The organism is Prevotella sp. AM23-5, assembly GCF_003473645.1.
GTDB classification, from domain to species: domain Bacteria; phylum Bacteroidota; class Bacteroidia; order Bacteroidales; family Bacteroidaceae; genus Prevotella; species Prevotella copri_A.
Genome location: NZ_QUCG01000043.1, coordinates 23,533 through 31,356, shown reverse-complemented (window position 1 = coordinate 31,356; position 7,824 = coordinate 23,533). Strand labels below are relative to the sequence as shown.

3 protein-coding genes and 1 pseudogene are annotated in these 7,824 nt (G+C 49.3%); 3 read left to right on the top strand and 1 reads right to left on the bottom strand.

Annotated elements, in window-relative coordinates; all coding sequences use genetic code 11:
• Positions 1-247 precede the first annotated feature (247 nt).
• On the top strand, positions 248-1,903 hold the full coding sequence (locus tag DW657_RS11095) for a hypothetical protein (protein WP_118312543.1): 1,656 nt from the start codon (positions 248-250) through the stop codon (positions 1,901-1,903).
• 532 nt (positions 1,904-2,435) lie between these two features.
• Positions 2,436-5,057: a hypothetical protein gene (locus tag DW657_RS11090; protein WP_118312542.1), complete on the top strand. Its 2,622-nt coding sequence runs from the start codon at positions 2,436-2,438 to the stop codon at positions 5,055-5,057.
• An 88-nt stretch (positions 5,058-5,145) separates the two neighbouring features.
• On the opposite strand, the pseudogene DW657_RS11085 reads toward DW657_RS11090, so the two are convergent.
• Positions 5,146-5,289: pseudogene (locus DW657_RS11085) on the bottom strand (sialate O-acetylesterase); the annotation flags it as partial.
• Positions 5,290-5,552: 263 nt separating this feature from the next.
• On the opposite strand from DW657_RS11085, the gene DW657_RS11065 reads away from it, so the two are divergent.
• Entirely contained in the window at positions 5,553-7,769 is a 2,217-nt protein-coding gene (locus DW657_RS11065) for a site-specific integrase (RefSeq protein ID WP_369973475.1), read from the top strand.
• Positions 7,770-7,824: the final 55 nt, after the last annotated feature.

The window sequence follows — 7,824 nt, the reverse complement described above, 5'->3', positions numbered from 1 at the left end:
TTAAATTATAGTGTTGCGGAATTAAGGTAATATAATAAGGTACGCAAGGGGGAGGTAGGAAAAACAGCTGTTAACTGTTAACCCTGTTAACCCCTGCTGCTCCCAGATGCTCTTTTAGGAAATTTAAACAAGTATGCTTGGTGGGTTCATCGAAAAGCCGTACTTTTGTACCCGACTATAACAACATCAAACAAAATACAGCAACATCAAACAAAATACAACATAAAAACAATAATAACAACATAAAATGAAGAAACTGAAATTCCATATAGTAGGTCTTACCCATAACGACGTGAAAGGTCGTGAGGTAGAATACGCCAGGGAGGCAGAGGGCAGAACCATCTGCCTCGTGCCCGATGACGCCAACCCCTTTGATATGCTGGCAGTGAAGGCTTACGACAAGCAGCTTTTCATCGGCTATGTCTCAGCCCTGGAAGGCGAGGACGTAAGAGCCCTCATCATCGCCCGGAAGGGCAGGAACCTGCGCACCCGATGCCTGGGAAGCAACAGCAAGGAGGGAGCCGATGAGAAGTCGGGACTCCAGCTGATAGTGGAGGCGCGTGTGGACGTCTCTGAGCAGGAGATAGAGCAGGCACGCAGGGAAATCTATGATGACAGAATCTATGACGGCTGGCACTATTCCGGACCCATTCTGCCCATCGACAAGCTGACCCGTTTCAGCGATTGCACCATGATGCTGGAAGGCGTCATCAACGACATCATCAGCATTCAGGAGCAACTCTCACAGGATTCAGATTCTTCTCGTGATTCTGATTCTTTTCGTGATTCAGATTCTTCTCGTGATTCAGATTCCGCTGAAGCCGATAAGAACCCTCTTGATGCCGATTCCCGGTCGGCGCTGGAGGCAGAGCTGCGCGACAACCTGGAAGAGGCTAGGGAGCGGCTCAGCAGCTTCATGGAAATACAGCGAAGCGATTATTCGCGCGAGATGACGCAGACGAGAAACCGCATTCTCAACAACCTCGACCTCATAGACGATGAGGAAATCCATCGCATGGGCGAGCAACTGTATACGGAGATGGGATTCATTACCAGTTTCGCTTATCGTGAACGGGCAGCCCAGTCGTTCTTCGTAGAAGCGCCTATCGCCATCAAGAAGAAGCAGACGGGTGCCTACGACTATAAAGACCAGCTGGACGCCATAGAAAAGCAGCTCTATGCCTTCCCATATTCGCTCTATCCCACGTTCAAGGCCGACCCGGTAGATTTCCTCCGCCAGGTATTCTATAAGCGTGTGCCCCGCAAGATGATGCTCCAGCTGCTCTCGGGCATTGTACTGATGATTATGAACGGCAGGGTGAGCGATGTGAAGCAGTGGGGCAAGCACGGCAACGAGGAGGCGCTGCTGGCGATGAAGTCTGTGGGAGCCAAGCTTTCGGGTTCCGAGCGCAAGAAGAAACTCTGGGGGCTGGTGGATGAAGCTATCCTGGGAATGGCGTCTTATCATAAGCCAAGTACGGGTAAACTTCTGCTAAAAAGCCAATCCGACTGGTATCCTGTATACCGTATGCTGAATGATTGGGGTATTTTTAATTCTACCAGTCAGACTGATTTTTGCGATTATCTGGAAAAGCAATATGAGGAATTGGATAAAGGGAGCGATGAGTTGGCTCCCTGCTGCAAAAGGAAGGATCTTACGCAAGCTGCAGCGCCTATGTTTGAAAGACATGATGCGCTGGAGTGGGGGCGTCTTCATCCGAAGAAATGGAATGTAAGGTCCGACAAGTTCAACCATTATTGCGACATCGTTGATGCCTTCAAGAAACTCATGCAAGAACAAGCCCTGCTGGAACATCTGATCCTGGAGGATCTTCTGCCGAGCAAAAAAGACGAGGAAGATGATGAGGATACTGAAGATGAAGATTGGTTCGATAAAGATTGATGATCTGCGTAGTATGTTTTCTTAGGTGGTTCAAGTACGCCCTGAAAGGGCAGAAGCTCCCAGCCCAGGGCAACGCCCTGGGTAATTACGGACGCAAGCCTGCCGCCCTGTAAGGGCAAAAGCTTTCAAGTACCAGGCAATTAACAAAGCTTTTGCCCTTACAGGGCGCATTGTTAAATGCTAGCATACCCAGGGCGTTGCCCTGGGCTGGGGGCTTCTGCCCTTTCAGGGCGTATGGGGCAGGCTCTTCTTTCTGATTGTGAGAATCAAACTCTTCTTTCTGATTGTGAGAATCAAGCTCTTCTTTCTGATTGTGAGAATCAAGCTCTTCTTCTAAAACTATTATACCTCTTTTATACCTCTTTTCTCCTCTTTTATACCATTTCGCCTTGCTTTTATACCTTTACAATCTTATTTTCCCGGACGCTTGGAAACGCTTCTTTTATTCCTTATTTTTGCACTGCTTTTCCGAACGGTTGAGTGGCGGGAGCCTGGTTTCTCGTCTTGTTTTTAACTTAATAATTTTATCTGTATGTACAACTTTGAAATGATCTCTTTTGAGGAGTGTAAGCAGATGAGCAGCCGTCTCATCGCCATGAACCCTAACCGCAATGCGAACATGGGTAAGATTTCCACTTGTCTTCTCGATTACTACACCGAGCTTACCAAGCAGCCTTGGCTCTGCACCCTCGTAGGTCAGATTCGCGACCTCACCGCCAAGCAGAAGCAGATGCTGCAGCAGGTGGCTGATGCGGTAGATGCATCTCAGTATGCTAACGAGGATGACCTTGCCTTCGCCATCATCAAGAAGCAGGAGGAGGTGAAGGCGGGCGAGACCTTCAAGCAGCTCGACAAGCAGATTTCCGCACTCAAGAAGCAGTTGCCGTTCCGTTCTCCTCATTACTTCCACTTCCTCGATGACCATCGTGCCCAGAAGACCATCGACCCGGATGCCTTCACCTTCCAAACCACCGTGGACATCGATAACCCGGAGGAGGTGGAGACGGCGGTGAAGAATGCCCTGCTGCTGAACGGAATGTTTGATGATCCTGCCGAGAAGCTTTTCAGAGAGAAGATTTTCTCTGCCGATGACATCGAGCTTTGGAAGGGAAAAGTGCTTCACGTGGAACGTTCGGCTCGTAACAAGGCGCACATCGACATCCGTATCCCTGTCGGTATGACCATCGCTGAGGCTCAGAGCGCCTTCTGCAAGCTCATCCATGCCACCGAAGACCCTAGCTGCGTTACGCCCGAGCGCATCATCTTCATCACCGATGCCGTGAGCCAGATCTATACTGCCGACGACTGGTACAAGCGACTGGATGAGGAAGCCGTGGCAGAATATCGTGAGGCTTATAGAAAGAGAGGATTGGATATTGATGGCCGTCCGCTGGATGTAGATTCTGCCCAGATAAGAGCATCTCAGAATTCCTCTTCTCAGAGCTCTTCTTCCTCCGCTCCAACCGTAGATTTCCAGCCTATCGAGAGCGAGGAGGAGAAGGCGAGAAGGGCTGCCAATGCTGCGCAGTATGAGCAGACATACGATGGCGTTCCTTATGAGGAGATTACCAAGGCGCTGGTGGAGCTGATGGGCGGTGCTCCTGCCCATGGCAACCGCAACAACTTCATCTATCGTGAAGCCTGCCTGCTCAGATACATCTGCAATAGCGAGGCGGCTTGGATTAAGCAGGTAATCGAAATCTTCGGCGAAGACGAGGCGAAGGCGTTCGCCTCTGTAGAGAGTGCCTGCAAGGTGGCTCAATCCTCGGAAATGCCTCAGCTCGTGAAGCAGGCGGTGGAGCTCGCCCGCAAGAACTATCTCGCCAAGCAGGCCACCGAGAAGGCGGGAATCTACGCCGATGTTCCCCCTCAGATGCCTGCCCGTTTGCCTAAGCTCATCAAGCTGCTCACCAGCAAGGTGCCAGCCGATTTCAAGGCGCCTGTGGCGATGGCGGTCTTTCCTCCGCTTGCCGCTCATCTCAAGGGCGTCAACTTCCGCTACATCGACAATCAGGTACATGAGGCAGCAATGATGAATCTGCTCGTAGCACCGATGTCGTCTGGCAAATCGGCAGTAAACGGACCTATCGACAGCATCATCGAAGACCTGGTGCAGATGGATAAGGTGAACCGTCAGAAAGAGCAGGAATGGAAGGACGAGGTGAACACCATGGGCGATAACAAGAAGAAGCCGGTGCGCCCGGAAGACATCTGCATCCGCATCGTTTCGCCCGATCTTACCCGTGCTGCCTACATCCAGCGTCTGGACGATGCGCAGAAGGCTGGCGATGCTTATCTCTACTGCAAGATGGACGAGGTGGACATGCTCAAGAAGTTCAACGACCCTAGCCAGCTGATTCGTCTCTGCTGGGATAATTCTGAGGATGGTCAGGAGCGTGTGGGCACCAAGAGCGTAACCGCCCGTGTAAAGACCCGTTTCAACTGGAATGCTTCGAGTACCATCGCCGTCACACAGAAGTTCTTCTCGGTTCGAGAGGTGGCTGATGGAGCCGTGAGCCGATTGTCGCTTGCCACTATCTTCCTTCCCGAGTTCGCTCCTTGTCCGGTTGTGGGGAATTATGATGCGCAGTTCAAGTCGCAGCTGGCTCCTTACATCCATCAGTTGAATGCCGCCAGCGGTTCCAAGGAGTGCAGGAAGGTGCGCCAGCTTATCGAGCGCCTGGGAAGTGAGCTTATGGAACTGGCTCAGCTGGCTTACAACAAGCCTTACGCCGAGTTTGCCAAGCGCAGTCTGGCGAATGGTTTCCGCAGGGCGATGGTGCTTTATCTGGCGAATGGCGAGAAGTGGGAGAAGGCGATAGAGGATTTCATCGTATGGAGCGTGAAGTATGATTTGTGGTGCAAGATGCGTTTCTTCGGCAATCAGATGCAGGAGGCGATAGATGCAGACACCCGTTCTATCTATCATGCATCCGGTGTGAGCAATCTTCTGCTCTTTGTTCATGATACTTTTGATAAGGCTGAGATTCAGGAAGTCTGCATGGTTCATGGCACCAAGACGAAGCTTGCCGTTCTCCTGTGCACCTGGAAGAAGCGTGGCTTCATCGTGAAGAACGAGGACGGCACCTTCTCCAAGACGGCTAAGTTCATCGGCAAGTATGGCCATTACGGAACGCCTGGAATGGCAGCGTAGGATCGCTTTTTTTGAGTGTTTTTTTCGGAAAAAGAAATCGGGCAGTTAACAGGTTAACAGTTAACAGCCCGATTTTCTTTGTTTCTCTTTATTTCCCAAGATAAGGCTTCAGGATTCTAACCCAGTTCTGGTAGCCTTTTCCGAGCAGATGCAAGCCGTCGTTGGTGTAATCTGGGTTCATTTCCTGAGTTCCAGGGGTCACGAATTCAGAGAAGAGGTCGATGTAGGTCAAGCAACGTCAAATATCATGCAACAATCAAAATGATAAGAAAACGCGCGTAAATACCAATATATACAGCATATAGCAGATGTTTAACAAAGTATGTATTTTGTTATTTGTTTGTTACTTTACCATTTTATTTTATTATTTATCATAGTTAATGGTTCGTAATTGGTTCTTGTTTTGGGTAACAAATCCAATTATTTTTCGTATCTTTGCACCGTGAGTAACAAATCTCGCAAAATGACAATAAGTAGAATAAATAACAAAGTAACATGAGAAGTAACAATGAACCTGTGCGCATACGCTACAAAGATTTGGCGAATGGCACAAAGTCGATTTATCTCGACACTTACAAAAGTGGAAAGAGGTCGTATGAGTTCTTGAAGCTTTATCTGCTTCCTGAGGACGATGACAAGGCTAAGGCAGTCAATGCCGAGACCTTGCAGAAGGCAGAAGTTATCAAGAACCAGCGAGTGCAAGAAATCCTATCGGGAAAGTTGGAAATAGTGAAGGCTTCTTTGGAACATCCGGCTTCTACAACTACTGCAAGCAAGAAGACTGCACGAGTAAGCAAGAAGGAGAATGGCAATACTGCTAAAACTGGCAAAAGTACCCAAGGAAAGGAACGTGAGGTAAATGAAGTCGTCGGAGCCGTTTCTGGCAGAGAAGGACACCAATGGAAATTCATTGACGATGACGGTGAGGACAGAGCCATAGATGGAACAATCAAAAAACATAGAGGCAGACCCAACAAGCGTGAAGCTGTCACTCTTCGTTTCAAGGACCTTGCCAACGGCAGCAAGTCGCTCTACTTCGACATATATTATAATGGTGAGCGCAAGTACGAGTTTCTGAAGCTCTATATCAACCCAGAGATTACCGAGGCTGACAAGCAGAATAATGCCTTGGTCATGGAAACCGCAGAGCGTCTGAAAGAACGCAAGATGCGAGAGGTTGTCAATGGAGAGACTTTCACGGATCCTTCTGACGAGCTGAACCAAGTGGAGAAAGTTGAGGAATACACCAGTTCTGTGATAGTCCGTAGTCGCAAGATGCGCAATGGAGACCGTTCCCTCTTCCTTGATATATATTATGGTAAGGGACAACGTGCCTATGAGTCAGTTGGTCTTTACCTTCGTAAGGATGACAGCGAGGAGAAACACAAGGAAATCTGGAAAGAAGCTGAGAAAAAGGCCAAGGAACGCATGAAGGCATTGAAGGACGGAACCTTTGAGAAGCGTGTCGGCAGAAGAGGCTACAAGCCGCATGGAGAAGATCCAGATGCCAACGTGGACAAATACAAGGAGTATCTTGCCACTAAGAAGGTGAAGACAGAGATTGCCGTTGCAGAGACTGAGCGCAAGAGAAATTCCAAGACCAAGGAGCCTGTGAGAATCCGCTTCAAGGAACTTGCCAACGGCAACAAGTCGGTCTATCTATCCATCAATGTCAATGGTCGCCGAACCTACGACTATCTGCGTCTCTATCTCATTCCAGAGGTTGACGCAGCAGCCAAGGAGCAGAACAAGCAGACGATGCAAGCAGTCTATGCCATCAAGGCACAACGCATCATGAGCATCACTAACGGTATCGCAGGGCTCAAAGACAAGTCAAGAATCAAAATGCGACTTGTGGATTGGTTGGAGATATTCCGTGACGCACAAGTGGAGCGAGGAAGACAATCTGCCCGAAACTGGGTGAACAGCGTGCTGAATGCAGTGAGAGAACACTCGCCAAACGTGACACTCGCAGAGATGACCAAGGAATACTGCAATGGTTTCATGGTGTTCTTGTTGAACGACTATATCACCTACAAGCACACCCATCCGTCCAAGTCCACGGTGATGAACTATCTCAAATGCCTCAAAGCAGCCTTCAACATGGCTATTGAGGAAGAGATAATGGACGACAATCCCGTATTGCGTCTTCGCATGGATGTTCTGAAAGGTGGCGGTACCAAGCGAGAGTATCTGACCGTTGACGAGGTGAAGAGACTGATTGACACCCCTTGCAAGCGTGAGGATATCAAGGCGGCGTTCCTGTTTTCATGCTTCTGCGGACTCCGTATCAGTGACGTGAAGAGTTTGAAGTGGAAGAACATCATCACCGAGGGTGATAAGACACGAGTTGAGATATTGCAGTACAAGACCAAGCAGCCTCTCTATCTTCCTCTCAACAAGCAAGCCCTTCGTTGGATGCCTGAGCGTGGATCTGCGAGTGACGAGGACAAGGTGTTTCCAACACTGCCAAGCAAGAACTACGACTGCATCCCGGAATGGAGCCGTGCGGCAGGTATCAGCAAACATGTGACCTACCATGTCTCAAGACACACGTTCGCCACGATGGAGCTGACCATGGGCGCAGATCTATACACAACAAGCAAACTTCTCGGTCATACGGAGGTGCGCACGACACAAATTTACGCAAAAATCATCAATAAGAAAAAGGACGAGGCTGTTTCCCTATTAGACAGTGCGTTCGAAGAATAAAAATGGAACATAATAATACTTCAAACAACCAAGGACGAGACGACTCCTCGTTCTC

What these genes read in the sequence shown, in the direction of transcription:
- DW657_RS11095 (WP_118312543.1), top strand. Translation starts at nt 248, where the DNA reads ATGAAGAAACTGAAATTCCATATAGTAGGTCTTACCCATAACGACGTG.
- DW657_RS11065 (WP_369973475.1), top strand. Translation starts at nt 5,553, where the DNA reads ATGAGAAGTAACAATGAACCTGTGCGCATACGCTACAAAGATTTGGCG.
- DW657_RS11090 (WP_118312542.1), top strand. Translation starts at nt 2,436, where the DNA reads ATGTACAACTTTGAAATGATCTCTTTTGAGGAGTGTAAGCAGATGAGC.